This window comes from Stenotrophomonas maltophilia (genome assembly GCF_025642255.1).
GTDB classification, from domain to species: domain Bacteria; phylum Pseudomonadota; class Gammaproteobacteria; order Xanthomonadales; family Xanthomonadaceae; genus Stenotrophomonas; species Stenotrophomonas maltophilia_P.
Window position 1 is genome coordinate 2,160,870 of the sequence record NZ_CP106759.1, and the last position, 21,484, is coordinate 2,182,353.

General features: G+C 68.6%; 23 protein-coding genes and 1 pseudogene. 8 read left to right on the forward strand and 16 right to left on the reverse strand.

Annotated elements, in window-relative coordinates; all coding sequences use genetic code 11:
• Window positions 1–137 precede the first annotated feature (137 nt).
• A complete protein-coding gene (gene fdhD / locus N8888_RS09965) occupies window positions 138–992 on the forward strand; it encodes a formate dehydrogenase accessory sulfurtransferase FdhD (protein ID WP_263174391.1) in 855 nt (284 codons plus the stop codon).
• A gap of 44 nt (window positions 993–1,036) precedes the next feature.
• On the opposite strand, the gene N8888_RS09970 is transcribed toward fdhD, so the two are convergent.
• The 8 genes from N8888_RS09970 to N8888_RS10005 all read right to left on the reverse strand — a co-directional run bounded on the left by N8888_RS09970 (window position 1,037) and on the right by N8888_RS10005 (window position 7,614).
• Window positions 1,037–1,582 (reverse strand): TetR/AcrR family transcriptional regulator, encoded by a 546-nt coding sequence (locus N8888_RS09970; RefSeq protein ID WP_065182328.1) that lies wholly within the window; start codon window positions 1,580–1,582, stop codon window positions 1,037–1,039.
• Between the two features lie 4 nt (window positions 1,583–1,586).
• Complete coding sequence (locus tag N8888_RS09975) at window positions 1,587–3,119, reverse strand: MFS transporter (protein WP_263174394.1); 1,533 nt, start codon at window positions 3,117–3,119, stop codon at window positions 1,587–1,589.
• 125 nt (window positions 3,120–3,244) lie between these two features.
• Entirely contained in the window at window positions 3,245–3,991 is a 747-nt protein-coding gene (locus N8888_RS09980) for a hypothetical protein (protein ID WP_128989671.1), read from the reverse strand.
• Window positions 3,991–4,611: a DUF3299 domain-containing protein gene (locus N8888_RS09985; protein WP_065182330.1), complete on the reverse strand. Its 621-nt coding sequence runs from the start codon at window positions 4,609–4,611 to the stop codon at window positions 3,991–3,993. The genes N8888_RS09980 and N8888_RS09985 overlap by 1 nt, the downstream gene beginning before the upstream one ends.
• Window positions 4,601–5,146, reverse strand: a complete 546-nt coding sequence (locus tag N8888_RS09990; RefSeq protein ID WP_263178390.1) for a DUF3299 domain-containing protein — start codon at window positions 5,144–5,146, stop codon at window positions 4,601–4,603. The genes N8888_RS09985 and N8888_RS09990 overlap by 11 nt, the downstream gene beginning before the upstream one ends.
• Before the next feature lie 2 nt (window positions 5,147–5,148).
• Window positions 5,149–6,402: an ABC transporter permease gene (locus N8888_RS09995; protein WP_263174399.1), complete on the reverse strand. Its 1,254-nt coding sequence runs from the start codon at window positions 6,400–6,402 to the stop codon at window positions 5,149–5,151.
• Window positions 6,395–7,087, reverse strand: a complete 693-nt coding sequence (locus tag N8888_RS10000; RefSeq protein WP_065182332.1) for an ABC transporter ATP-binding protein — start codon at window positions 7,085–7,087, stop codon at window positions 6,395–6,397. The genes N8888_RS09995 and N8888_RS10000 overlap by 8 nt, the downstream gene beginning before the upstream one ends.
• Window positions 7,084–7,614, reverse strand: coding sequence for a ZrgA family zinc uptake protein (locus N8888_RS10005; protein WP_053516263.1), 531 nt, complete (start codon window positions 7,612–7,614; stop codon window positions 7,084–7,086). The genes N8888_RS10000 and N8888_RS10005 overlap by 4 nt, the downstream gene beginning before the upstream one ends.
• Window positions 7,615–7,645: 31 nt before the next feature.
• Here N8888_RS10005 and N8888_RS10010 point away from each other — a divergent pair, with 31 nt between their 5' ends.
• From N8888_RS10010 to N8888_RS10030, 5 genes are all read left to right on the forward strand, one after another.
• A complete protein-coding gene (locus N8888_RS10010; RefSeq protein ID WP_065182334.1) occupies window positions 7,646–8,134 on the forward strand; it encodes a MerC family mercury resistance protein in 489 nt (162 codons plus the stop codon).
• A 116-nt stretch (window positions 8,135–8,250) separates the two neighbouring features.
• Window positions 8,251–8,628, forward strand: a complete 378-nt coding sequence (gene copC / locus N8888_RS10015; protein ID WP_053516266.1) for a copper homeostasis periplasmic binding protein CopC — start codon at window positions 8,251–8,253, stop codon at window positions 8,626–8,628.
• Between the two features lie 9 nt (window positions 8,629–8,637).
• On the forward strand, window positions 8,638–9,522 hold the full coding sequence (gene copD, locus N8888_RS10020; RefSeq protein ID WP_111187011.1) for a copper homeostasis membrane protein CopD: 885 nt from the start codon (window positions 8,638–8,640) through the stop codon (window positions 9,520–9,522).
• A 31-nt stretch (window positions 9,523–9,553) separates the two neighbouring features.
• On the forward strand, window positions 9,554–10,252 hold the full coding sequence (locus tag N8888_RS10025) for a heavy metal response regulator transcription factor (RefSeq protein ID WP_263174407.1): 699 nt from the start codon (window positions 9,554–9,556) through the stop codon (window positions 10,250–10,252).
• Window positions 10,249–11,643, forward strand: a complete 1,395-nt coding sequence (locus tag N8888_RS10030; protein WP_111186898.1) for a heavy metal sensor histidine kinase — start codon at window positions 10,249–10,251, stop codon at window positions 11,641–11,643. The genes N8888_RS10025 and N8888_RS10030 overlap by 4 nt, the downstream gene beginning before the upstream one ends.
• Here N8888_RS10030 and N8888_RS10035 read toward each other — a convergent pair.
• Window positions 11,603–12,496, reverse strand: coding sequence for a LysR family transcriptional regulator (locus N8888_RS10035; protein WP_065176182.1), 894 nt, complete (start codon window positions 12,494–12,496; stop codon window positions 11,603–11,605). The genes N8888_RS10030 and N8888_RS10035 overlap by 41 nt on opposite strands.
• Before the next feature lie 107 nt (window positions 12,497–12,603).
• Between N8888_RS10035 and N8888_RS10040 the strand changes: the two genes are divergently transcribed.
• Window positions 12,604–13,347, forward strand: coding sequence for an SDR family oxidoreductase (locus N8888_RS10040; RefSeq protein WP_263174408.1), 744 nt, complete (start codon window positions 12,604–12,606; stop codon window positions 13,345–13,347).
• Between the two features lie 34 nt (window positions 13,348–13,381).
• Here N8888_RS10040 and N8888_RS10045 read toward each other — a convergent pair whose 3' ends face one another.
• The 3 genes and pseudogenes from N8888_RS10045 to N8888_RS10055 all read right to left on the reverse strand — a co-directional run bounded on the left by N8888_RS10045 (window position 13,382) and on the right by N8888_RS10055 (window position 16,573).
• A complete protein-coding gene (locus N8888_RS10045) occupies window positions 13,382–15,736 on the reverse strand; it encodes a GH92 family glycosyl hydrolase (RefSeq protein ID WP_065182336.1) in 2,355 nt (784 codons plus the stop codon).
• A gap of 91 nt (window positions 15,737–15,827) precedes the next feature.
• Window positions 15,828–16,151, reverse strand: a pseudogene (locus tag N8888_RS10050) (thioredoxin family protein).
• A gap of 5 nt (window positions 16,152–16,156) precedes the next feature.
• Window positions 16,157–16,573 carry a baeRF12 domain-containing protein gene (locus N8888_RS10055; protein ID WP_053516277.1) on the reverse strand — a complete coding sequence of 139 codons (417 nt, stop codon included), beginning with the start codon at window positions 16,571–16,573 and terminating at the stop codon, window positions 16,157–16,159.
• 166 nt (window positions 16,574–16,739) lie between these two features.
• Here N8888_RS10055 and N8888_RS10060 point away from each other — a divergent pair, with 166 nt between their 5' ends.
• Window positions 16,740–16,964, forward strand: a complete 225-nt coding sequence (locus tag N8888_RS10060) for a hypothetical protein (RefSeq protein ID WP_053516280.1) — start codon at window positions 16,740–16,742, stop codon at window positions 16,962–16,964.
• 29 nt (window positions 16,965–16,993) lie between these two features.
• Here N8888_RS10060 and N8888_RS10065 read toward each other — a convergent pair whose 3' ends face one another.
• From N8888_RS10065 to N8888_RS10080, 4 genes are all read right to left on the reverse strand, one after another.
• Window positions 16,994–18,589, reverse strand: a complete 1,596-nt coding sequence (locus N8888_RS10065) for a sensor histidine kinase (protein ID WP_263174415.1) — start codon at window positions 18,587–18,589, stop codon at window positions 16,994–16,996.
• A 9-nt stretch (window positions 18,590–18,598) separates the two neighbouring features.
• Window positions 18,599–19,003: a response regulator gene (locus N8888_RS10070; RefSeq protein WP_263174417.1), complete on the reverse strand. Its 405-nt coding sequence runs from the start codon at window positions 19,001–19,003 to the stop codon at window positions 18,599–18,601.
• A 145-nt stretch (window positions 19,004–19,148) separates the two neighbouring features.
• Complete coding sequence (locus N8888_RS10075; protein WP_164152784.1) at window positions 19,149–20,603, reverse strand: surface lipoprotein assembly modifier; 1,455 nt, start codon at window positions 20,601–20,603, stop codon at window positions 19,149–19,151.
• Between the two features lie 91 nt (window positions 20,604–20,694).
• Complete coding sequence (locus N8888_RS10080; RefSeq protein ID WP_065176177.1) at window positions 20,695–21,459, reverse strand: Slam-dependent surface lipoprotein; 765 nt, start codon at window positions 21,457–21,459, stop codon at window positions 20,695–20,697.
• Between the last annotated feature and the right edge of the window lie 25 nt (window positions 21,460–21,484).

Sequence of the window (21,484 nt, forward strand, 5' to 3'; positions counted from 1 at the left end):
CGCCAGAGCCGCCCCGAATCTTCCGGCGCGCCCCCTCCGGGTCGACGGAGTCTGCTGCATTGCCACGGACGCACTGCGCTATCCTCGGGGCGTGGGGCAGCAGCCCATGACACGCTCACTCTGTCCGGACACTCTGCATGGCTGACTCGCCCCCGCCGCCCTCTCCGCCTGCCGGCACCGCGCAGCGCACGTTGCAGCGCTGGCGCGAGGGCGGGCTGCAGGTGCAGGCGCAGGCCGACGTGGTCGCCGAAGAGGTGCCGGTAGCGCTGCACTACAACGGCACCGTGTTCGCCGTGATGATGGCCACGCCCTGTGACCTGGAGGACTTTGCGCTCGGTTTCTCGCTCAGCGAGGGCTTGATCACCACGCCGACGCAGCTGCTCTCGATCGATGTGGCGCCGCAGCTGGAAGGCATCGAACTGCGGATGACGGTTGCCGCCGAGGCACCGGGCGCCGGTCTGGATCCGGCCGATGGCCGCCTGCTGCCCGGCCGTGGCGGCTGCGGCCTGTGCGGAACACGGCAGCTCGAGGATGTGCTGCGGCCCCTGCCCCCGGTACGCGAACGACGGACCTACGCGCCGGCGGCCCTGCAGCGGGCACTGGCCACGCTGTCGCAGCACCAGCCGATGAATGCGGCCAGCGGCTCCACCCACGCGGCCGCCTGGGCCGACGCCAACGGGCGCATCGGCTGGGTGCGCGAGGACGTGGGCCGCCACAATGCACTGGACAAGCTGATCGGCGCCCTGCATCACAACGAGCACGCCATCGACGGTGGACTGCTGCTGATTTCCAGCCGGGCCAGCTACGAGATGGTCAGCAAAGCAGTGCGCGCCGGTACCAGCGTACTGGCCGCCGTGTCCGCGCCAACGGCGTTGGCGATCGATCTGGCGCGCAGCGCAGGGCTGTGCCTGGTCGGCTTCGCCCGCGGCAGTGGATTCAATGTGTACACCCATCCAGAGCGGTTGCGGCCGGAAGACATGCCAACGGCATGAACGCGGCCATGGCGGGACCCGCCATCGTCAGTGGGCAACCCCCATCATCGGCCGGGTGACAACAGGCCCGCGATGCGCTCGGCCACCTGGGCGCGCACCGCGTCGTCCAGCTGTCCTTCGTACATGGCCTCGTAGATCCACAGCCCATCGGCCGCCAACCGTGCCACGAAATTGTCCAGCGCCGCAGGATCAACCACGCCGGCCGGCGGCGGCGATGGCGCCCAGCGCTGCACGGCCGGGCTCCATGGCCGCTCACCGGCCTCCGGGTCCACCGATTCGAGCATGAACATCAGCTCGGCGCGCGTCGCGCTCTGCGCCGACACGCGGACGAAGGTCTGATAGCGCTCGAGCGCCGTGGCCTCGCTGGCACGCTTTCCGAGCAGCGCTTCCATCGATGCCTCCCAGTTGTGCACCAGGTGCTCGTCGATGCCGCGCAGCAGTGCCTCGCGCGACGGGAAGTGATACAGCAGGCCGCCGCGCGTGAGGCCGGCTTCTGCCGCCACCGACTCGAAGGTCACCGCGCGCACGCCGTCTCGATTGATCACGTTGACGGCGGCATCGAGGATGCGCTGGCGCTTGCTGGTTCTCATCGCACTACTTTACGCGATCGGCCGCTCCCTCGCGGCTCCCCGCCCGCCCGCGCAGCAGGCGCGCGATCAGCGCTGCACCCACGGCCAGCACCGCGGTGATGACCAGCAGCACGATCTGGTAGCTGCGGTCATAGGCGGCGGTGGCGCCGGCGAACCACTCGCCCGGGCCGGCTTCGCGGGCGACCTGCTGCGCCTGGGCGAATCCTTCCCGCGCCAGTGCCGGAACATCCGCCGATACCGGCAGGAAGGCGCCGTACATCGCTGCGCCCAGGCTGCCCAGCATCGCCACCGCCAGCAGGCCGCCGAATTCGTAGGAGACCTCCTCCACGGAGGACGCCATGCCCGCACGGTGCGCAGGCACGTTGTTGAGGATGGCGGTGGATGCGACCGAGATTGCCGAGCCCATGCCGAACCCGGTGATCGCCATGCCGGCGACGACCCAGCCCAGTCCGTGCGGAAAACCGAATGCGACCACGCCCACGCCCAGTGCCCCCGCGGCCAGTCCGCCGCAGATCAGCGGACGCAGGCCGACGCGGTGCAGGATGCTGCCGCCGAGCAGCGCGCTGGGCAGGCTGCCCAGCGCCGCCACCGATACCAGCAGGCCCGCCTGCAATGGCGTGAATCCGGCGACCAGCTGGAAACGCTGGGTGGTCAGCAGTTGCAGGCCCGCCATCGCAAACAGGGTGAACACCGCAGACAGCGTACCGGCCAGGAATGCCGGATTGCGGAAGATCGCGAAGTCCAGCAGTGGATGCGGCAGGCGCTGCTGGCGGCGGGCAAAGGCGGCGCCCGCCATCAGCGCCAGCACCGATGCCGCCGCGCCGAGGCCATAGGAAGGCGGCGTGGCGATCAGCGATTTGATCGCCAGCACCAGCCCCGACAGCGCCGCCAGCGCCAGCAGCGAGGACAGCAGATCCCACGGCCGGGACGTGTCGCGCTGCCCCTCCGGCGCCAGCAGCAGCGTCGCGACGAAGGCCACGATCACCACCGGCACGTTGACCAGGAACACCGATCCCCACCAGAAATGCTGCAGCAGCCAGCCACCGATGATCGGTCCGAGCGCGGCGCCGACGATCGCCACCGAGCCCCAGATCGCGATGGCGATGTTGCGCTCACGCTCTTCATGGAAGCTGAGGCCGATCAGCGCGAGCGTGGCAGGCATCATCGCCGCGGCGCCCACGGCGAGCAGCGCACGGGCAGCGATCAACTGCGCTGCGGTGACAGAGAACGCTGCCGCCAGCGAAGCCACGCCGAAGACCACCAGGCCGATCAGGAACATGCGACGGTGACCGATGCGGTCGCCCAGCGTGCCCGCACCGAGCAGCAGGCCAGCCATCACCAGTGGATAGGCATTGATGATCCACAGCGCCTGACCCGCGCTGGCGGAAAGTTCTGCCGTCAGCGTGGGCAGCGCCGTGTACAGCACCGAGTTGTCCAGCGTCACCAGCAGCAGGCCGGCGGCCACCGTGAACAACAGCGACCAGCGCCGGGCACGGGACAGAGCCGGAGCATCGGCCAAGGACTGGGACAAGGCCATGGGAAACAAACCTGGGCAAGAAGGTTCCATTAACTATACCGGATGTCCTGTATAGTTATAGCGCTGCAGCGACACGTTCAGGTTTCGACCCAGGCGCTGTTCAGCCCCGGCAGGCGCCGCTGGTGCTACCTGCAGTCCACCGGTAACGCCGCCACCGCCGCGACCACCTGTTCCTGCATGCCCTGCCCCACGGCCATGTCGAGTTCGCCCGCGATGTCACCGTGCTGGCGCCGCAGCTCGTCCTCGCACAGGCTGCGCACCCGGGCCCGCGCGTTCGCCCGCAGCGACGCACAGCGCCAGTCCGCGTCGCCGAGCGGCAGTACCGAATAAACCACGCTGTTGCATGCGTTGGAGGCCCGCTCGCGCAGCGTATGCCCACCGAAATCCCGCGGCGCCCTGCTGCGCGTGGGATCGAAGTAGCTGTCCGGGAAGGTGCGTGCATACTGCTCGATATCGACGTGCAGCACGCGGCCACCGGCCGCTGCGAGGGGCAGCGGATCCGTGCAGCGGGCACTGTCGGCGCGGTGCTGGATGTAACGGTAGATGGGACGGTCAAGGCCTGGATCCTCCGCAGTCACCGCACTCACCGCGGCCAGTACCGGCAGCGCGGCACGGTTGGCCATGCGCGCGAGCAGCCCTGCCTCTGCCGGCCGGCAGCGGTCGCGCAGGGTTGCCACCAGCAGGAATGCCACGTCGTTGCGGAAGGCCGCATCGTCCCCCATCCGCCGCTCGATCCGCTGCCGCATCTCGTCGGTGGGCGCCACGGAAGTGGCCTGCGGCGGCTGCGGCTGCGCTGTCCGCAGGTACAGCCACCCGACCGCCGTGGCTGTCACCGCCAGCAGCGCCATCGCCAGTAGTGGACGCCCGCGCATCAGTTGTGGATCGGCGTCAGTGTGGCGGCCGCCACATCGTAGGAAGCGCTGGCGATGTCGGCGTCGAAGCGCTTGACCTGCACCCGCCCGGCGAGTCGATAGGGGTCCCACAGCGCACCCAGCGTGATCGGCGTGGCCAACGTCACGTGGATCATCTGGTTCGGCGGTGGTGGGGGTACATGGATGCAGGCACCATAGAACGGGACGAACAGCACCTCGTCCACGCGTCCATCGTCGGTGGTGCCCAGGGGCACGACGTAACCGTCCAGGTCCACCGCACGTCCATCCACCGATGCCACCACGCGCGAAGAGCCGAACTGCCGGGCGCGCTCCGGACGGGAGTGGTCGATCGCCTGACCGGGCGGCGTGCCGGCGCCGCTGTCGTCAATCAGGCCACCGACGCCGGCCATGCCGTCGCGTGACAGGCCGATCTGCGGCGGCGGTCGCTGGAAACGGTCCTCGTCCGGCATCAGGGCGTCCCAGCGGTCGATCGGGCGTGCCGACGGAGACGGCGCCGCCGCCGGCAACGGTGCAGGGTGCTGTCCGGCACCGTCGGGCACGCGGGCGCATCCGGCCAGCAGCGCGCATCCGGCGAGCCATGCAAGGCAATCACGGCGCATAGGGTTTCAGCCGTGCATCGCGCATGCTGTAGGCAGAGCCTGCCAGCTCATCCTCCAGGCGCTCGGCGTGCAGGTTTCCGGCCAGGAAGAACGGAGCGTACATGTCAGGCATCTCGATTGCCCGGTCCAGTACCACGTGCACGATCTGGTTCGGCGGCGGTGGTGGCACATGGATGCAGGCGCCGTAATACGGGACGAACAGGAATTCACTGAGCCGTCCTTCCGCAGTGCTGGCCAGCGGCACCACGTAGCCCGGCAGGCGCACCGGGCGCTGCAGCACGGCGTCGACGGTGCGGAACGTGCCGAACTGCGGCATGCGTCGGCTGCCGTTGTGTTCCACCTCAGGGCCTTCGCCACGTTCCAGCGCCGCCAGCTCGTCGGCGGGCATCATCTGCAGCCAGTCCAGCTCCTGCTCTTCCACGGTCGCTGCGTCCTGATCCGCCACCGGTGGCGGCAGCGCCTGCACGCCGGTGTCGACCGGCCGCTCGCAGGCAACCAGCATCAGCAACACTGGCAAGCCACCCAGCCGGCGCATGCTCATCCCGGCGACGCCAGACCGTCGGCGAGCGTGCGCCGGTAGGCCAGCGCGGCCGGCACCAGGCCCGCCACGGCGCTGACCAGCAGCAGGCCCGCCACCCAGCCCAGCTCGCGCGCATCCGGCCAGACGTGGGTGATCGACAGGCCATACTGCGCCAGCGCCCAGCTGCGTCCCACGGCACTGGCCAGCACCAGCGCCGCCAGTGCCAGCCCGCACGCCAGCGCGCTGGTCGCCACCGCCTCCACCACCAGCAGGCCGGCGATGTAGCGCGGGCGCGCGCCGACCGCGCGCAGCACCGCCATCTCGCGGCGCCGTTCCTGCAGGGTTGATACCAGCAGCGCCACCAGCGAGACCATTCCCAGCAGCACCACCATCGCGCTGATCAACCGCAGTGCCCGCTCGGCCGTGCCCAACGACTGCCACAACTGCTGCAGGGTGACGCCCGGCAGGATCGCCAGCATCGCCTCCTCCGGATAGTCGTTGATCGTGCGCTGCACGGAGAACGTCGCGATGCGGGTATTCAGGCCAAGCATGAAGGCGGTGATGCTGGTCGGGGTCAGATCAAGCCGCCGCGCCTGCTCCGCGCTGACATGCTGGCCGGGCAGCTGCACGCCGGAGCGCCAGTCGATGTGGATGGCTTCGATCGCCGGCAGCGATACCAGCACCGACGCATCCACCGGTGTTCCGGTGCGCTGCAGGATCCCCACCACGCGGAACGGCTTGTCGGCATGCGTGGCCAGGGGCACCGCCCCGGTGCCATGCGCCAGCACGATCGGGTCGCCCGGCGTGATGTTCTGCGCCTGCGCCACCTCCGCGCCGATCACCGCATCGTACAGGTCCGAGAAGGGCCCGCCCTGTGCGAAGACCAGTTCATGACCGGCACCGTAGCGGTAATGCTCGAAGTAGCCGCCGCTGGTGCCGACCACGCGGTAGCCCCGCCAGGAATCGCCCAGCGAGAGCGGCACCGACCACTTCACCTGCGGCAGCGCCGACAGCGCCTGATAGGACTGCCAGGAGACATTGTTGGTCGGATCGCCGATATGGAACACCGAATAGAGCAGCAGGTTCACCGGTCCGGAGCGCGCACCCACGATCAGATCGGTTCCGGACACGGTGCTGGCAAAACCTTCATGCGCCTGCGTGCGGACCCGCTCCACGCCCAGCAGCAGAACCACGCTGAGGGCGATCACCAGCACCGTGAGGGCAACACTGAGCGCGCGGCTGCGCAGGCTGGCCCAGGCAAGTTCAAGCATGGGCAGCTCCGGCATGATTGATCTCGGCCAGGACGATGACCCGGTCGAACAGAGGCTGCAGGCTTTCATCGTGGCTGACCACCAGCGCGGTGGTGCCGCAGGCCTGGCATTGCCGGGTCATCAGGCGCACGAACGCGTCCGCCGCGTGCCGGTCCAGTGCCGAGGTGGGCTCGTCGGCAAGCAGCACCTGCGGCCGCCCGATCAGTGCGCGTGCCGCTGCCACGCGCTGCTGCTGGCCGACACTGAGCCTGCCCGCCGGACGGCCCATCAGCGTCGGGTCGATCTGCAGGGACTGCAGCAGCCGTGCGATCTCCTCGTCCAGCGCTGCGCCGACGCGCTGCCTGCGCAGCCGCGAGAAGCGCAGACCCAGCGCGATGTTCTCACGCACGCTGAGGAACGGCAGCAGGTTGAACTGCTGGAAGATCACGCCCAGCTGGTCGGCACGGAAGCGGTCGCGGGCCGGACCGTTCATCGCATGCAGGGAGTGTCCGGCGACGTCGACCCGGCCCTGGCGAGCGCGCAGCACGCCGGCCAGCACACCCAGCAGGGTGCTTTTGCCACCGCCACTGGCACCGCGCAGCAGCACGCTGCTGCCCGCATCGACGCGCAATGCCGGAATCTCCAGTACCGGGCGATCGCCGTAGGCGAAGCGCAGGTCCTGCACATCGATGACCGCCGCACTCACGGCGCAAGTACCACGCGCAGAGTCTCGGCTGTCAGCACGTGCCGTGCCTGTCCGGCGGGCGTGGTGCTGTTGACGATGACCTCATGCAGGCCAGGGAACAGCACCGGCAGGCGGACCACCAGCACCCGCAGCGCGGACGGATGCGCGCACTGGAAACGCAGTCCGGCACTGAAGCCGGCATGGCCGTGGTGCCCGGCGTCGCGCATCGGGTCTGCAGCGAATCCGTCGGCGGCCACGCTGCTGGCGGCAAGGCGGCACTGGGCCGCAGTCGGCAGGGTGACCCATGCGCCTTCCTTCAGCAATGCCTTCGCACGTGCGAGCGCGGCGCGCTCCTGCGGGGTGGCGGGCGGTCGCTCGAAATCGAGCAGGCCGATACCGGGGGCCTGCATTGCCAGGTCCAGTGTTCCCCGTTCGAGCGCCACATCGACCGTGGCCTGGCCATGCACATGCGCGCCCTGCTGGCGCACCTCATGGGCGTGGGCGGACGCCGCAGAAAGCAGCAGCAGAAACGTGGCGGGAAGCTTCATGAGGGTACCGTTAGTGTTACTATGTAACATTATGGACCACATCCCCACCGTTCCTGCAAGGGGTCTGCCACAGCCGCCAGCATCGGCACGCTGGCATCCCCGTTTCGATCTGGCCGGCGCAGGGCTGTCATTGGCCTGCGCAGCGCACTGCATCGCGCTGCCGCTGCTGCTGGCCTTCGTCCCGGCGGCCATGATGGCGTTGCGCTCGTTCCAGCACCCCGGCCATGCCCTGATGACCACCCTGCTGCTGATGTCACGCTGGGAGTGGGCGTTCGCGTTGCTCGCCTCGCTGCTGGCGCTGGCCAGCACCGCTGCGGGCCTGCGCCGGCACCGCCACTGGCTGCCGATGCGACTGGCCCTGGCTGGGGCTGGCCTGCTGTTGTCCGCATCGCTGTATCCACCGCTGAAGGAATCGCTGCTCTGGCACGGCATGGCCACCGCCTGCGGCGGTGGGCTGCTGGCGATGGCCCACCTGTGCAACCGCCGCGCCCTGCGTGCCTGCGCACGCGCGCGCCGATGATGGGAAGGGCGGGTCGGCCCGGCACCGGCCAACCTGACAGATCGGTAATGTCCGGGTCAGGGCCACGAAAGGTGCCCGCCGTCAGCCTGAGCGCCCCATTCCTGCAGGCACCCACCATGTCGTCTTCGCTCCGCCGCTCCGCCGCTCTGCTCCTGCTGCTGCCGGGCGTCGCCGCCGCTCCGCTGGCCCTTGCACACCCCAGCCTGGTGAAGGCAACGCCCGCCGCCGATGCCAGCGTCGCGCCTGCCAACCGCATCGAGCTGACCTTCAGCGAGCGGGTGATGCCGCGCGCCACCCGCATCGAACTGAGCATGGCCCATGGCCGCACCCTGATGGCGATGCCTGCCCTTTCCCAGCAGGTGTCGGACGATGGTCACCGGCTGGTCGTGAGTTTCGCCAAGCCGCTGCCTGCCGGAGACTATCGCCTGCAGTGGCGCGCCGTCGGCCAGGACAGCCACCCCGTCACCGGCGACTATCGTTTCAGCGTGAAGTAAGCTGCGGTGGTGATCGAACTGTCTCCCTATGCCCTGCGGCTGGCGTTGTACCTGGCCTTGATGCTGCTGTTCGGCAGGATGCTGTTCATCCGCCCTGCGCCTGCGCGTCGCATCTTCCTGCCACTGGCCGTGATCGCGCTGGCAGTCGTGCTGCTGGACGCGGCGGTGCGGGTGACAGGCGTGCTGGGGCTTCCGCTTGCCGCGGTCGATCAAGCGACCGTCGCATGGTTCACCACCGCCACACCGGTCGGCGAAGCGGCACTGGTGCGTGCGCTGGCGCTGCTGGCAATGCTGCCGCTGCTTGCCGCAAGCGCGAAAGTGGCCGGGGCACGCCGTGTCATCCTGCTGCCGCTCTCGGCGGTCGCCCTGGCAAGCCTGGCCTGGAACGGCCACGCCGCCGCCGGCGACGGCATCCGCGGTGCGCTGCGCCTGGCGGCCGGGACCGTCCACCTGCTCGCCGCAGGCGCATGGGTCGGCGCGATCGCCGCGGTGCTGCATCTGGCCCTGCGCACCCAGGGCCCTTCCCTGCGTGAACGCACCCATGAACTCTGGCAGGTGGCGCATGGTTTCGCCCTGCCCGGTACGGTAATCGTGGCCCTGCTGGCGATGACCGGCACCTATACCTACGTGGATCTGCAGGGCTCGCTGCAGACCCTGTTCAACACCGCGCACGGGCGCTGGCTGCTGTTCAAGCTGGCCCTGGTCGCGGGCATGCTCGGCCTGGCCGCGCTGCACCGCTGGCGGCTGGTGCCGGCACTCGCCACCGCCATCCGTGGCGGCTGGCAGTTCCGCCCGCTGCGCTCGCTGCGTCACAGCCTCACCTTCGAGGCCGCACTCGGGCTGCTGGTACTGGCCTGCGTGGCCGTGCTCGGCACGCTGGACCCACTGGCATGAGGGCGGCGCTGTGCGGGCCGGCATGCACACGATGAAGCTGCTGATCGTCGAAGACGAGCCCAAGACCGGCAATTACCTGCGACAGGGCCTGATCGAAGCGGGCTACGTGGTCGATCTCGCCTGCGACGGCGTGGACGGCCTGCATCTGGCGGCAGGCGGCGAGTACCAGCTGGTCATCCTCGATGTGATGCTGCCCGGTCTCGATGGCTGGAACGTCCTGTCGCGCCTGCGCGATGCGGGGTGGCAGGTGCCGGTGCTGTTCCTGTCGGCGCGCAGCAGCATTGCCGACCGCGTGCAGGGGCTGGAACTGGGTGCCGATGATTACCTGGCCAAACCTTTCGCCTTCGCCGAGCTGCTGGCACGCGTGCGTACCCTGCTGCGACGCGGCCAGGGCCAGTCTCAGCCTGACCGCATCGTCGTCGCCGATCTGGTGGTGGATACGCTTCGCCGGCGCGTGGAGCGCGGTGGCCAGCGCATCACACTGAGCCCGAAGGAATACGCGCTGCTGGAGCTGCTGGCACGACGGCGCGGCGAGGTCCTGCCACGCTCGTTGATCGCCTCGCAGGTGTGGGACATGAATTTCGACAGCGACACCAATGTCATCGATGTGGCGATACGCCGCCTGCGCGCCAAGATCGACGATGGCTTCGCCGAAAAGCTGGTGGTCACTGTGCGCGGGATGGGCTACGTGCTGGAGGCACCCGAGGTCGAAGCAGCGCAACCGCAATGAGCCTGCGACGCTCCATTGCCGTCCGCCTCACCGTGCTGTTCGCCACGGTCGGTACGCTGGTGCTTGCTGCACTGGGCGTGGCGATCTATCTGAGCGCGCGCCATGATCTGGTCGCACAGGATTTCGCCGAACTGGAGAACAAGGCCGCGTTGATCGCCGACCTCGCCGGCAGCGGCACGTCCGATGAGCGCGCCCAGCGCCTGGGCGATGCGCTGCGCCACCATCCCGATATCGCCTTCCACATCGTCGATGAGCAGGGCGGCGTGCTCTTCTCCACCGCGCCGGAGGCCTTGCGCGCGCATGCGCGGACCCAACCCGCCGACACTGAACCGCGCCGCCATGACTGGACGCTGGCCGACGGAAGCCGCCTGCACGCCCTCAATCTGCGGCAGACGCTGGCCGATGGCAGCCGCCTGGCCACCCTGCTGGCGATCGACGATGCGCGCCATGCCGACTTCCTGCAGCGCTTCCGCCACCTGCTGGCCGTCGCTCTGGTCACTGCTGCCGTGGCCAGCAGCCTGCTGGGGGGCTACGTCGTGCGGCAGACGCTGCGCCCACTGCGCACGCTGGCCGACGAGGCCCGCCATATCACCGCCGGACGACTGCAGCGCCGGCTCACGGCCGAGCACGTGCCCGTCGAACTGGAACAGCTGGCGCAGAGCCTGAACGGGATGCTGGCGCGGCTGCAACAGGACTTCGAGCGCCTCAGCGGGTTCTCCGGAGACCTCGCCCACGAACTGCGTACGCCGATCACCAACATGCTGACCCAGGTGCAGGTGGTGCTCGCGCACCCCCGCAGCAACGAGTCCTATCGCGAGACGCTGCTCTCCTGCGCGGAAGAGCTGCAACGGCTGGCACAGACCGTGGGCGATCTGCTCTATCTGGCCCAGGCCGAAGCACCCGGCGCCCTGCCCTCGCGCGAGGGGGTGGCGCTGGATGCGATGGTCGATGCGCTGCTGGAGTTCTACGATCTGCTGGCCGAGGAGCGCCAGCTCACGCTGCGGCGGGAAGGCAGCGCAGAGGCCAACGGCAACCGCCTGATGCTGCACCGGGCGGTCGCCAACCTGCTTTCCAACGCCCTGCAGCACGCCACGCCGGGTACGGAGATCGTGGTGCGGCTGGACGGCACCGGGCCCACGAGCCGGATTGCTGTCCACAACCTCGGTCCGCCGATTCCCATGCAGGCACTGCCCCGCTTGTTCGACCGGTTCTTCCGCGGCGAGCGCGGCCGGCACGAGGGCGCCGGGCTGGGATTGGCGATCACCCGCGCCATCGTGCAGGCCCATGGTGGATCGGTGAGCGTGGTCTCCGACGCATCGGGCACCGTGTTCGAGCTGGCCCTGCCGGGCGCTAGCGGTCCGGCGCAAACACGCCGGCAATCCAGTCGATGAATACCCGCAACCGCGGCGACGGCGTGCGGTTGCGCGGGTGAACCAGGCTCAACGGGCTGGGTGTGGGCGGCGATTCCGCCAGCAACTCCAGCAACTGACCACGTTCGATATAGGGATCCAGCCGGTAGCGCGGCGCCTGGATGATGCCGAGCCCCGCCAGTGCCGCCCCCAGGAAGGCATCTGCGCCGGATACCCGTACGGTTGCCGGCAGAGGCACATGGCGCACCTGCCCGGCCTGCTGGAACTCCAGAGGAATCAACTGTCCGCTGGCACCGGAACGGAAACCGACCATCCGATGACCGGACAGCAGCGCGTCGATACTGTCCGGCAGCCCATGCGAACCCACGTAGGACGGTGAGGCAACGGTGACTTCGCGCAGCAGTGCCAGGCGCCGCGCGACCAGATCGCTGTCGGCCAGGGTGCCGACCCGAAGCGCGGCATCCACGCCTTCGCGCAGCAGATCCACGTAGCGATCCCCCTCGCTCACGTCCAGCTCGATGTCGGGATAGCGCTGCAGGAACTCGGGCAGGTGCGGAAACAACAAGTGCCGACCAAGCGTTCCGTGCACTTCGATGCGCAGCGTGCCGCGCGGCGGGACATCACGGAATGCGGCTTCGGCATCGTCCATGTCGGCGATCAGGCGCAGGCAGCGGCCATAGAAGGCTTCGCCCTCGAGGGTCGGCACCACCCGTCGCGTGGTCCTGTGCAACAGCCTCACCCCCAGCCGCCGCTCCAGCGCCTTGATCGCGTCGGTCACCGTGGCCCTCGGCAGCCCCAGGTCCTCTGCAGCGCGGGTGAAGCTGCGACGTTCGACGATACGGACAAAAGCGCGCAGGGCGGTGAATCGATCCATTGTTCGAACATCCGGATGATGTTGTCGGATTCTCCATGATTATCCGGGCGGCAGGAACCAGCAAGATGATGGGGCGCCACGCGGGCGCGTCTTCGAAGGAAGCCTTCATGTCCAGCTCCTCTCCCCGTACCGTCGCCCTGGTCACCGGCGGCTCCCGCGGCATCGGCGCCGCGATCTCGCGTCGGCTGGCGGCCGACGGCCATGCGGTTGCGATCAACTATGCCGGCCGCCGCGAAGAGGCTGATGCCCTGGCCGCCGAGCTGGTCTCCGCCGGCGGCCAAACCATTGCGCTGCAGGCCGACGTGGCCGATCCGCAGGCGGTGAGCCGCTTGTTCGATGCCGTCGAGGCTCGATTCGAGGGCATCGATGTGGTGGTCAACAGCGCCGGAGTGCTGCAGCTTGCGCCGCTGTCAGCCACCGACGACGCGTTGTTCGATCGGGTCACCGCCATCAATCTCAAGGGCGCCTTCAACGTGCTGCGTGAGAGCGCGCGACGCGTCCGCGACGGCGGCCGCATCGTCGCGCTGTCCACCAGCGTGGTCGGCCTCAAGCTGGAGAACTACGGTGTCTACGCCGCAAGCAAGGCGGCCGTGGAAACCCTGACGGCGATACTCAGCAAGGAGCTGCGTGGCCGTGGCATCACGGTCAATGCCGTGGCACCCGGCCCGACCGCGACCGACCTGTTCCTGGAGGGCAAGTCGCCGGAACTGATCGAGCGCCTGGCGCAGATGAATCCGCTGGAGCGGCTGGGCACGCCGGACGACATCGCCGGCGCGGTGGCTTTCCTGGCTGGCACCGACGGCGGCTGGATCAATGGCCAGGTGCTGCGAGCCAATGGCGGGATGGTGTGACAGCAAAGCCGCCGGGCATGGCCCGGCGCTACCGTTACGGCGTTGACATCGAGTACGGCGCCTGCGCGCCCTGCCCGGGCCAGTCCCTGTTCGGCTCGGCCTGCATGGTGAAGCGCAGCTCGCCCCCGGCCATGATCTCGTCGTGGCGCAGGAAGGTGCGCTGCAGCGGTTTGCCGTTCAGGGACACACTGCCCACATAGGTGTGCCTGTCATCCAGCCCCTCGGCCACGATGGTGAAGGTCCTGCCGTTGGGCAGGCGCATGGCGGTCCTTGGCAGGAACGGGCGGCCCAGGATGTACTCCCCCGAGCCGGGCGCCACCGGATAGAAGCCCAGCGCGGTGAACACGTACCACGCCGACATCTGGCCCACGTCATCGTTGCCGGCCAGGCCATCGGGACGGTCGGCGTACTGGGTGTCCATGATCTGCTTCAGGCGCGCCTGCGTGCGCCAGGGCTGACCAGCGTAGGCGTAGAGGTACGCAACGTGATGGCTGGGCTCGTTGCCATGCGCATACCAGCCGATCAGGCCGGTGATGTCTTCCATGTGCTCGAAGACCGCCGGATCGACCGTGGCGTTGAACACCTCGTCCAGCCTCGCCAGCAGCCGGTCGCTGCCGCCATGCGCGGCGGCCAGGCCCGCCACGTCCTGCGGGACGTACCACGAGTACTGCCAGGCATTGCCCTCGGTGTAGTCGGTGCCGTAGCCGCTGGCGCTGGGATCGAACGGGGTGCGGAAACTGCCGTCGCGCTTGCGCGCACGCATGAAGCCGGTGTCCTTGTCGAAGGCATTGCGCCAGTTCGCCGCACGCTTGTCGAATGTCGCCGCGATCTCGCTCCTGCCCATCGCCTGCGCCATGCGCGCGATGGTCCAGTCGTCGAACGCGTATTCCAGGGTCTTGCTGGCCGCTTCGCCCTCTTCATCGATGGGCACATACCCCAGCTCACGGTACTGCGCGATGCCGTCGTAGGGACCGTAATTGGCGGTCTCCACCATCGCGTCGAGCGCCTTTGCGGCGTCGAAGCCGCGGATGCCCTTCACATAGGCGTCGGCGATGACCGGCACCGCGTGGTAACCGATCATGCACCAGTCTTCCAGGCCGTGGAACGACCACACCGGGAGCATGCCGTACGGGCTGTGTTCGTGGTGCGCCAGCATCGAGTTGATGAAGTCGCTGTTGCGTTTTTCCGGCTGCACCAGAGTCAGCAGCGGATGCAGCGCCCGGTAGGTGTCCCACAACGAGAACGTGGAATAGTGGGCATACCCCTTGGCGACATGCACGGCGTTGTCGGGGCCGCGATACTGGCCATCCACATCCATGAACAGCGTCGGCCCCAGCATCGTGTGGTACAGGGCGGTGTAGGCGCTACGCCGCGCATGCTCCGGCGCATCGATGTCCAGCACCGATAGTGCCTGCGTCCATTCCTGCCGGGCCTGCGCACGCACGCGGTCGAAGTCGAAGTCGGCGACCTCGGCATCCAGGTTGGCGATCGCACCGGCCTCGCTCACGGGCGAGATCGCCACCTTCACCACCAGCGGAGCATCCAGCCTGCCGAAATCGAACGTGCCGACCAGCTGGCGGCCTTCGATCTGTGCGCGCTGTGCCGGATCTTTCTCACCCGGCGGCGGGAAGCCCTTGTACACGATGTCCTGCTCGGTGTTGTGCAGCGCATGGCCTGCCAACGGTTGCGAGAAGCGCATGGCGAAATATAGCTGGCGCCCCGGCGCCCAGCCGCGGGTCTCGCGGAAACCGGTGATGGTGCCGTCCGTACGCACTCGCACCCGCGACCACAGCACCTTGCCCGGGTAGTCGTACATGCTGGTCCGCATGTCCAGCAGTACCTTGGCATCGACGCCCTTGGGGAAGGCGTAGCGATGCACACCGACCCGGGCGCTGGTGGTCAGTTCGGCGCGCACCTTGTAATCGTCCAGGGTCACCGCGTAGTAGCCCGGTTCGGCCTTTTCGTCGTCATGGCGGAAGCGCGACGCATAGCCGCTGCGGGGCCGTTCGGGGTCGCCGCGTTCCAATCCCGGGTTTCCGGTGAACGGCATCACCAGGATGTCGCCGAGATCAGAATGCCCGGTGCCGGAGAAGTGGGTGTGCGAAAAGCCGACGATGCTGCTGTCGTCATAACGGTATCCGGCGGCCCAGCCGTAGGCCTTCTCACGCGGCTGGATGCGCGTGTCCGGGCTGAGCTGGACCATGCCGAAGGGTATCGTCGCGCCGGGGTAGGTATGCCCTTCACCACCGGTACCGATGAAGGGGTCCACCGAGGCATACGCCTTGTCGGCGGCGGACTTCGAAGGCGCTGCCCAGGCCGCGCCGGAGGCGAGCATGGCGGTGGCGGCGAAGGCGATCAGGAGACGACGGTCCAGCGTGGGCATCGGCATTTGGATCGATTCAGATGGTGTACCGATGCTAGCACCAGTGCCCGTGCATCGCATGCTGCAGTGCGGCCGCAGTCCCCGGTGCAGCGTGCCCTCAGTCGGGCAGCGCGCCCTCCAGCGCGGCGAGATCGGCACGCACGCGCGGACGCACCACGCGTGCCACTTCCCGGCCGTCGTGCAGCAGGATCACCGTGGGCCACAGCTTCACCTGGAACGAGCGACCGAGCGCCCGCCCTTTCCCATCCTCGATCTTCCAGTGCGCCAGATCATGTGCTTCCACGACCTCCTGCAGCGCCGGCTGTGCCGCCTGGCAATGGCCTCACCAGGGCGCACCGAATTCCAGCAGCTGCCAGCCGTCGCGCGCCTCCACTTCGGCGCGTGACGGCTCGCTGGACAGGTGCGTGCGCATGAAGGGCACCGAGGTTACCCCGCCAGGCTGCGCTGGATGTCTGCCAGCGGCGCGTTGGTCAGGTCCTTGGCGATGTCGCCCAGCAACCGTGCCTGCGTCTCCTTGTGCAGCAGCGGACGGATCCGTCCGAGCGTGGTGGGGTCGGCCACCAGCAGCAGGTGGGCATAGCGGTTGTTGAGCGCATCCTCGTTGAGCTGTTCGGCCACCTGCTTGGCGAAGGTGGCTTCGTTGAGCTGGGCGATGGACATGTCCTTGGGAACGGCACCGGCCGGGCCCTGCCCGGAGACGCCCGTCTCGCTGATGTCCTGCAGCCGCAGTTCGCCCTCCTGCTTCAGCGTGAGCTGCTGCGCGCTGCCGACATTGGTGAACACCCGGGCCGAACCACCATCGGCCACCACCACCAGCGTCCCCTCGGGAATCGTTCGTGCCATCGCTGCCTCCTCGTACGGGTTTCGAATGTTTCTGCAGCACCACCCTAGGTCGCCCGCCGTAACCGTGGCGCGCACACAATGTGATCCATTCGTTGGAATGGAAGATCGCGGCTCAACTTGCCCCGGCGCCGGCCGCTACCCACGGCATCACCGCGAGGATCCCCCCATGCATGCTGCCTCCCTGCTCCATGTCTGCTTCGCCGTTGGCCTGGCCGTCGCTGGATGCGCCGGCTGCATCCACCAGTTCCTGCAGGGCCAGCCGGTGCTCGCGCTCGGCATTGCCCTGGCTTCGCTGATGACCACGGGCACCGCGCTGGCGACGCGTCATCTGGCGGTACCGGTCGCGATGGCGCTCGCCTGCACCCTGATCGGCGCAGCCGCCACGCACTGACCCGGCCAGCCATTGAAGGAACGCAGGCGCTACCCGCGCGGCGGCGACAGGCTGGAGGTGGCATCGGTCTGCAGCAGGCTGTCGCGCTCGCGCAGCGGCAAGCGGATCCACGCATCCACGCCCTGGGGTGAGAACGCAAGTTCGCCGCTACCGCCAAGCTCGTAGGGAATGCGCTGTTCGACCAGCGCCCGACCCAGCCCGCGATGCGAAGGGACGATCCAGTCGTCGTTCACCGCGCGCCGCTCGCACCAGTGCAGGTCCAGCCAGGCTTCACCGTCGATGTCCTGCATCGACCAGGACACCTCGATCCGCGTATCGCTGTGCACCGATGCGCCGTGCGTGAGCGCGTTGCTGGCCAGTTCATGGACCGCCAGCGACAGCACCTCGGCCGCCTTGGGCGGCAGCAGCACGTCCTCCTCGCCCTGCAGAAGGAATCCGTCGGGCGCGTGTCCCTGCACCGCGATCTCCTGATCCAGCATGCCACGCAGGCTCACCCCGGCATTGGCGCTGCGGGTGAGCAGGGTCTGCGTGCGAGAAAGCGACATGAGGCGTGCGCACAGGCGGTCAGCGTACTCGTCCACGCTGTCGACCGACTCGCGTGTGCGCCAGGCGATGGCGTGGATCGTGGCCATGATGTTGCGCACGCGGTGCTGCAACTCGGCCAGCAATACCGCCTGCCGCTCGGTGGCACGCTTGAGATCATCGATGTCCACCGCGATGGCGAACACGCCCGTCACCTCGCCGTCGACATCTCGCAGCGGCGCCGCCGCGACCCGCGTCCAGCGGACACACCCATCCTCATGGGTGAACTGGAACTCCAGTCCGGGCACCACGGTTTCTCCGCGCAGGGCCCGTGCGATGGCGAAATCCTCGGGTGCGATCGGGCTGCCATCGGCATGCCAGCCCTGCCATCGGTGCTGGTTGACCGGATCGGCCGAGGGCACCTGGCTGCTGGGAAGATAGGCGCGCATCTGGTCGTTCGACAGCTGCATCCGCCCCTGCGCATCGACAATGCACAAGCCGACCGGCAGTACCTTGAACGCCAGCGCCAAGCGCCGGTCGCTCTCCTGCCGCCGCCGCTCCTCGCGCTCACGCGCGGCCTGTGCCACGTGCGCTGCCGTGGTCTCGAACATGGTGACCAGCACACCGCCCACCTGCCCTTCCTCGCCGCGGAGCGGACTGTAGGTGATGGTGAACCAGACGTCCTCCAGCCGGCCCTGCCGGGCCAGCGGGTACAACTTGTCCTCGAACGTGACGGTCTCACCCTGCCAGACCCGGTCGTAGATCGGCCCGTTGATGTGCCAGACCTCGGGCCAGCAGTCGCGGGTGGGCTGCCCCAGGCCAGCGGGATGCTTGTCGGCAAGGATCTCGGCATAGCCGTCGTTGTAGAGCTGGATGAGCTCCTGGCCCCACAGGATGATCATGGGAAACCCATGAGCCAGCATCATGTCCACGGTGGCGCGCAGATGCGCCGGCCACCGCCCAGTCGGGCCAAGCGGCGTCCCTGACCAGTCATGGCGCGCGATGCGCGCATCCATGCCGTCATGCAGTCCACCCAGACGATGCGCCGGAGGTGCTGTGCCGCGCACGGACGAGGGAGCAGCGGTATCCAATCGCCGGCCCATGCCGCGCAGTCAGACCTTGCCCGCAGCAGCCCGCGGTGCGGCGACCAGTCCGGCCAGCTGCCGGGCCAACGCGTCGATATGGTAGGGCTTGGGGCAGCGCGGCGCGCTGGCGAAGCGGCTCGGCAGGTTGTCGTCGTAACCGGAGGTCAGCAGGAACGGCGTCCCCGCCTCGGACAGGCGGTCGGCCAGCGGGTAGACCTGCTCACCTCCCAGGTTGATGTCCAGCAGGGCGACGTCGATCGGGTGATCATCGACCAGACGCGCCAACTCGCGCAGGTCACCGGCCGGGCCCACGACGTGTGCGCCCTTCAGCTGCAGATAGTCGGCCAGGAACATCGCAATGGCGAATTCATCTTCGGCCACCAGCACCCGCACCCCCTTCAGCCCCTCCCGTTCATCGCCCGACTCCAGCACGCTGTACTCCCTGACACGCGCGGCCCATCCGGCCGCAATGCCCGCAGGATGCGCGAGTTGCCCTACAAGAACGCGTGATGACGGATGAAGACAACAGCGAGATCGCATTCACCTCGGCCAAACACGCTGTGTGCCCGGCCCGCGGTCAGAACGCACGCTCCCATTTCAGGCTCAGCAGGCTGCGGTCATGGCTGTACAGCCAGTCCACATTGCTGTCGATGCGGGTGTAGCGCAGGCTCAGGCTGGGCACCAGGCCTGCCACCGCCAGCCGTTCGCTGCGTACCAGCGCGATGAGGTTCTGCTCGTCGTCGTGCCGGCGCGCTTCCAGCAGCGGACTCCAGGCATCGTAGCTGCGCTCGCGCAGCGAAAGGAACAGCGTGGCAGTCGTGCCGCTCCACTGCCGCGCCGCGCCGACGCGCAGGCCGCGCTGGCGATAGGCATTGGCTGCGTCGGCCGCTCCGCTGTCGGCCAAATCGATGCCGGCGAAGACGGTCCAGCGCGCAGTGAGCGCACGGAACCAGGTGGCGTACAGTGCTCCCATCGCGCCATCGTAGTTGTCGGCCAGCCCCGGTTGCCGATAGCGCTGGCGCTTCCAGTCCGCCTCCAGCTTCAGCAGGCTGCGCGGGTCCAGTGCGTATTGCCATTCCGCATGCGCGCCTGCGGCGCCCTGCAGGGTACGGTTGCCCAGTGCCTGATAGTCGTAGCCGGGGGCCAGCAGCAGGGTGTGCCGCGCACTGCGCCAGCTGTAGCCCACCTGCACAGTGGCGTTGAGTTCGTTGTAGGCGCGGTTGTCTTTCCATGCCTGGCCGAAGGCCAACCCGCGCACATACAGGCCGTGGTGGCCGGCCAGTGCCCAGCGGCGTTCCAGGCTGCCGTCGTAGTCCACCCCCGGTGCGCGCTGGGCATCGGGCAACCTGCGCTCGATGATGCAGTCCTCGCCCACGCCGAACAGGCAGGTGCGGCTGGCCGAACTGCGGTTGATGTTGTCGCTCCATGCAGGTCCGGCGGACAGTGCGCCCTTCCAGCGCCGCCGCGCCTGTAGCGCCTGCAGATACCCCTGCACCCGGCCGCGCACGCCGGCGGTGGCAGGGTCGCGGTCATCGATGTCGGCGGCGATCGCGGTGAACAGCGACGTCGCCTCCCGGTCACGCTGGTCCTCGGCGTAGACCCGCGCCAGTTCAAGCCGCGCAGGCAGGAAATCCGGCTGCCGGGCCAGCAGGGCCTCGTACTCAAGGGCCGCGCGATGATGCTCGCCCGCAACCCGCGCCAGCGCGCCCTGCGCGTAGTGGCGCAGCAGCGGGTCATGGCCGGGAAGTTCAATGTACTCGTGCAGGAAGGCCTGCGCGGCGGGCCATTGCTGGTGCTGCAACGACAGGTACAGCGCCTGGCCCAGGTCGTCGACCGTGCGCTCCACGCGCAGGGTCCGGCCATCGAGGGTGACGGTCGGCCGATCCGGTTCGGCCTGTTGCAGCCGCTGCTGGTCCTGGCGTTGATGGCGCACGTCGTTGCCCTGCTCCAGCACGCGGCGCAGGTCGTCCTGCTGGGCGTGCGCCGTGGCGGTCAGCGCCAGCAGAAGGAGGCAGAAAAGAGGGAGGCGCATGGTCGATCCGGTGTGAAGCGATGCAGCGGGCCGAAGCAGGGACTGGCGGATCGCGGCTTGTCCCTGCCCTGCCCCGTCAGGGGCGTGGCGATCAGTTCTTGCTGCCGCCGAAGGCGGTGTCGTACTGGCTGTTGCCGGCGAAGGTGGCGATACCGGCCAGGGTGGCGGCATTGGCACCGAAGAACTGGCCCTGGGTGGTGCCACTGACCGAACCGTTGGCGGTGGCCGCGCCTGCGAACGAGGCGGTGGCGCTGTTGATGGTGGCGTTGATGTTGACCGACAGGCCACCGCCGCTGAGGCCGCCCAGCAGAGTGCCGGTGCCGAAGTTGGCGCGGAAGGTGCCGCTGAGCAGGTTGCTGCCGTTGAACTTGTTCAGGCCAGCCACGCTGTAGGTGGCCACGCCGGCCGGCAGGGTGGTGCCGGCACGGTCGCCGACGAAGTACACCTGGCGGTTGTTGAAGCCACCTGCGGCGCCGTCCTTGGACCATTCACCGAACCAGACATCGCCACTGCCGACCTTGACGAAGTTGAAGTGGCCCATGCCCGCGTGGCTGCCCGGCGCACCGGTGATCGGCATGGCCAGCGTGCGTACGGTGGTGCCATTGATGGTGGTCGGCACCGAATAGCTGGCCAGGCCCTGGAAATCGACGCGACGGGCGTTGGACACGGTGCCGACGCCGATACCGGCCTTGCCGGCCGAGTGCGGGCCACCGTTGACCTGGGAATCACCGACGGCGACATACAGCTCGGCATCGGTCACCGGGCTGGCCGCACCGACGATGTCGGCTGCCTGCGCCGCGCCGGCCAGGGCGAAGGAGGCGGCGACCGCCAGGACGGAACGGGAGATCATTTTCATGGTGTTGCTCCTTGGGTTGAGGGAA

Coding starts and splice junctions, on each gene's coding strand:
- fdhD (WP_263174391.1), top strand. CDS start 138: ATGGCTGACTCGCCCCCGCCGCCCTCTCCGCCTGCCGGCACCGCGCAG.
- N8888_RS09970 (WP_065182328.1), bottom strand. CDS start 1,582: ATGAGAACCAGCAAGCGCCAGCGCATCCTCGATGCCGCCGTCAACGTG.
- N8888_RS09975 (WP_263174394.1), bottom strand. CDS start 3,119: ATGGCCTTGTCCCAGTCCTTGGCCGATGCTCCGGCTCTGTCCCGTGCC.
- N8888_RS09980 (WP_128989671.1), bottom strand. CDS start 3,991: ATGCGCGGGCGTCCACTACTGGCGATGGCGCTGCTGGCGGTGACAGCC.
- N8888_RS09985 (WP_065182330.1), bottom strand. CDS start 4,611: ATGCGCCGTGATTGCCTTGCATGGCTCGCCGGATGCGCGCTGCTGGCC.
- N8888_RS09990 (WP_263178390.1), bottom strand. CDS start 5,146: ATGCGCCGGCTGGGTGGCTTGCCAGTGTTGCTGATGCTGGTTGCCTGC.
- N8888_RS09995 (WP_263174399.1), bottom strand. CDS start 6,402: ATGCTTGAACTTGCCTGGGCCAGCCTGCGCAGCCGCGCGCTCAGTGTT.
- N8888_RS10005 (WP_053516263.1), bottom strand. CDS start 7,614: ATGAAGCTTCCCGCCACGTTTCTGCTGCTGCTTTCTGCGGCGTCCGCC.
- N8888_RS10010 (WP_065182334.1), top strand. CDS start 7,646: ATGGACCACATCCCCACCGTTCCTGCAAGGGGTCTGCCACAGCCGCCA.
- copC (WP_053516266.1), top strand. CDS start 8,251: ATGTCGTCTTCGCTCCGCCGCTCCGCCGCTCTGCTCCTGCTGCTGCCG.
- N8888_RS10025 (WP_263174407.1), top strand. CDS start 9,554: ATGAAGCTGCTGATCGTCGAAGACGAGCCCAAGACCGGCAATTACCTG.
- N8888_RS10030 (WP_111186898.1), top strand. CDS start 10,249: ATGAGCCTGCGACGCTCCATTGCCGTCCGCCTCACCGTGCTGTTCGCC.
- N8888_RS10035 (WP_065176182.1), bottom strand. CDS start 12,496: ATGGATCGATTCACCGCCCTGCGCGCTTTTGTCCGTATCGTCGAACGT.
- N8888_RS10040 (WP_263174408.1), top strand. CDS start 12,604: ATGTCCAGCTCCTCTCCCCGTACCGTCGCCCTGGTCACCGGCGGCTCC.
- N8888_RS10045 (WP_065182336.1), bottom strand. CDS start 15,736: ATGCCGATGCCCACGCTGGACCGTCGTCTCCTGATCGCCTTCGCCGCC.
- N8888_RS10055 (WP_053516277.1), bottom strand. CDS start 16,573: ATGGCACGAACGATTCCCGAGGGGACGCTGGTGGTGGTGGCCGATGGT.
- N8888_RS10060 (WP_053516280.1), top strand. CDS start 16,740: ATGCATGCTGCCTCCCTGCTCCATGTCTGCTTCGCCGTTGGCCTGGCC.
- N8888_RS10065 (WP_263174415.1), bottom strand. CDS start 18,589: ATGGGCCGGCGATTGGATACCGCTGCTCCCTCGTCCGTGCGCGGCACA.
- N8888_RS10075 (WP_164152784.1), bottom strand. CDS start 20,603: ATGCGCCTCCCTCTTTTCTGCCTCCTTCTGCTGGCGCTGACCGCCACG.
- N8888_RS10080 (WP_065176177.1), bottom strand. CDS start 21,459: ATGAAAATGATCTCCCGTTCCGTCCTGGCGGTCGCCGCCTCCTTCGCC.